Origin of the sequence: Streptococcus mitis, from assembly GCF_005844455.1 — a bacterium.
Lineage (GTDB): Bacteria > Bacillota > Bacilli > Lactobacillales > Streptococcaceae > Streptococcus > Streptococcus mitis_BF.
In genome coordinates this window covers 1-3493 of the sequence record NZ_SPGF01000097.1, presented here as the reverse complement: position 1 = coordinate 3493, position 3493 = coordinate 1, and the positions used below count along the sequence as shown (strand labels likewise).

Genomic DNA, 3493 nt, shown 5'->3' with positions numbered 1-3493 from the left:
GATTGATGGTGCGGTAGCTGACAACTAACTGCCCTGTTAGGTATTGCATAGCCAGATTTTCAATCATCATTTTTTCACCCAGAGAAAATCCCTTGTGAATAGGCAAATAGAAGAGCAGATACAAGCATTTTAGGGTGATAAGATGGGCGACCAAAGGCATGATAGAAGGCATGGAAGTGGCTATCTTCCAAGGTATTCACTACTTTTTCAATAGTAAAAACGAGATGGTCTTGTGGCAAGAAAGAACTGATTTCTAGTGGTAAAGTTGTTTGATTTGTGTTATAGTGAATATGCATGGGATAGCCTTTCTAAATGGTTTATTGAGCAATTCTATTTTATCAAGACTATCGCAACCATGCAAAAAAGCAACGGCAAATCCGTTGCTTTTTTTGGAGACAAGAGACTTTTGTCCCAAGCTCGTTTTATTGTAGGAGAATGCATATTTAATTGAAATTAGAGTAGTACGACACAAATTCTAAAACATTTTCACGTTCGACTTAGCAAATACATTGTCACATTCGAATCACAGGCAAATCAGTTGACATTTTTGCATTTAAATTTTACAATTAGAGTGTAGTCTTATATCAAGGAAATGAATATAATAATCCAGCTTATAAATGGGGAATCAGTTTGGAATATTATTTCTAATTTGGTATAAATTACTAATTAATACAATCATATAAGGAGGCCTTTTGATGGAAAACAAGAGTAATCCATTGAGTCGAGTTAAACGAATGGAATCTCAAGCGAATCAGCGAATTTTGAGATTTTCTATTCGTAAATATAGTTTTGGTGCTGCATCGGTTGCAGTCGCTGCACTAATGTTTTTAGGAGCACGAGCTAGTGTTGTTCAGGCGGATACTACAGCTACTACAGCAAATGCTACGGAAGTGTCTGCACCTAATTTAGAACCATCGGGCACAGGACATTCTGACTCAACTGCTGAGGGAACTATTGAAGCTCCTACTGCTAAAGTAGACAAAACGCAGTTGCAAGCATACTATGATAAATTAACTAAACTGCTTGCGGAAAGCGATTTACAGGGAGAAGTTGCTAAAAACGCTAAAACTTTACTAAGTACGGTGAAGGATTTACTTTCAGATGACAAAGCAAGCTCGGAAACTGTTGCAAAAACAGAAAAAGTTCTTGAGAAAACGATTGCTGAAGTTGAAAAAGCTCTAGCACAAAGAACTGAAGCTGCAACAGGTCCTAAAACAACAGAAATTAAAGCAGAAAAGGTATCAGAAACAGAGTCTAGCAACAATGTAGCAGACGATTTGATGAGCAAGTCTGCTCCTGAAACAACAGAAATTTCGAGTTTAATAGGAAGTGATCGATCTGTGTCTGATTCACAAACAAGAGACGCTGATTGGAAACTAGATGATAAATTAGAAGATAATAGTGTTGCTAAAACAATGGCTGAAACTGGTAAAAGTCAGATTAGTGGTGCGAATTGGAGGAATGGCGTTTCTGAAGTTACCTATCAGGAAGGTGATGCTAATTTTTCTAACGGTTGGTCAAGAAAACCTGGTGGAAATAGCAACTACGCAGATGAAGTGCTTCGTGTCAGAGCTCAGTATGATAGAGAACAGGATGTTATTCATTGGCAGATTGTTGTAAAAGGAAATGGTACTGGAACTTTTGCAGGGGTTGCTAAGGATTTTGCTAGACCTTACTATCTTTTTACCACTTCTCGTGGTTTACATAAGCCGGAGAATATGACTGTCCATAGCGTGAGCTATCAGGGGATATTGCAAAAGCAGGAAGGATACCCAAGTGATATAGATAAATGGCCTACAAAATCTAGAGAGCTTTTTAATCCTAGTAAGGTTAAGGTTAATGGGAAAGAAACTGAGATATTAGGGCCATCTAGTAAAATGATGACAGAATGGGCAGGAGGTTATCGTTTAGGGTGTACTGGTACTGATAAAGAAAAAGGGCAAAAATATAATATTGAGAAACACATATACTACTCTAAATATGGTTTTAAAGATTGGCTCGCTTCATCTGGTCAATCAGGTACTCGGATTTACAACTTTGATACAAAAATCAATAGACAAGAGTTAAATGAGTTAGGTCAGCTTCCTAATGTTGATAGTCAATTTGGTGATTGGATGGGTTGGGGGACCCGTTTTCGCGAGGATACTGACCTAGTCAATAAAGTTTGGGTAACGGTTGGGTTGACTTCTCGGGAAGCTGGCGGAGGCATGTCTCATCCAGCTGGTCGCGGTATTTATAACTTTAGTAAAATTGCAACTGTAGATGTTTCTAAATTACCTAAAGAAGCCGATGAATATTCGCCGCAGTATGATGATGGTTCAGGCTATCCAAATGATACAGTAAATCTTAAAATCAAAGAAAAAAATAAGAAGCAAATTCCAGCAGGAACAACTTATAAGACCGAACCTAATTCGCCTATTACAGTTGATCAAAACACTGGGGAAGTAACTGTTAAGATCCCAGCTGATGCAAAACCAGGTAGTGCTATTACAGGTAATGTAATAGTGACTTATCCAGATGATGGCTCGAAGGATGAAGTTCCAGTTAATGTAACAGTTAAGACATATCCAGATAATATTAAGTATTCACCAGAAGCTAAGCATAGGACTGTTGAACAACACGCGAAATTAGATGCAAAAGATAGCATTGCAAATACAAATGAATTGCCATCAAAGTCAACGTATAAATGGAAAGATGGTCATAAACCAGACACCTCAACATCAGGTGAAAAAGACGGAATTGTTGAAGTTCACTATCCAGATGGTACTGTTGATGATGTGAATGTTAAAGTAACCGTTACATCGAAAAAAACTGATAATACAGCTCCCAAATTAACCGTCACTCCAGAGCAACAGACTGTTAAAGTGGATGAAGATATTACCTTTACGGTTACAGTTGAAGACGAAAATGAAGTTGATCTAGGTTTAGATGATCTTAAAGCTAAGTATGGAAAAGATATCATTGCAGGTCGTGTTAAAATTGAATATCTTACTAACGAAGCTAATAAGAAAGTCATGAAAGTGACAATTATGAGAGCCACTTTAGCAGATAAGGGCGCAATTACCTTTACTGCAAAAGATAAAGCAGGTCATCAAGCAGAACCTAAGACAGTTACCATCAATGTTCTTCCGCTTAAGGATAAGTACGAACCAAAAGGTAAGGACCAAACGGTCAATGTTGGTGAAACACCAGATCCTAAGAAATCAATCGGCAACGTTCCAGAATTGCCAAACGGAACGAAGTTTGAATACGAAACACCGGTTGATACCAAAACGCCAGGCGATAAAGATGCGAAGGTGATTGTGACTTACCCAGACGGTTCTACAGATGAAGTTCCAGTGAAGGTTCATGTCACGAAGACTCCGACCCAAGCGGATAGCAACGAACCAAAAGGTAAGGATCAAACAGTCAAAACAGGTGAAACACCAGATCCTAAGAAATCAATCGGCAACGTTCCAGAATTGCCAAACGGAACGAAGTTTGAATACGAAAC

2 protein-coding genes and 1 pseudogene are annotated in these 3493 nt (G+C 38.3%); 2 read left to right on the top strand and 1 reads right to left on the bottom strand.

The window, feature by feature from the left end:
• Positions 1–296, bottom strand: a pseudogene (locus FGQ53_RS12330) (transposase); the annotation flags it as partial.
• On the opposite strand from FGQ53_RS12330, the gene FGQ53_RS12090 reads away from it, so the two are divergent.
• Together FGQ53_RS12090 and FGQ53_RS12170 are read left to right on the top strand one after the other, a co-directional pair.
• On the top strand, positions 257–451 hold the full coding sequence (locus tag FGQ53_RS12090; protein WP_138338871.1) for a hypothetical protein: 195 nt from the start codon (positions 257–259) through the stop codon (positions 449–451). The pseudogene FGQ53_RS12330 and the gene FGQ53_RS12090 sit on opposite strands and share 40 nt — an antisense overlap.
• A 244-nt stretch (positions 452–695) precedes the next feature.
• Positions 696–3493, top strand: a 2798-nt coding sequence (locus FGQ53_RS12170; protein WP_138338868.1) for a Rib/alpha-like domain-containing protein, incomplete at its 3' end; no start/stop codon positions are given.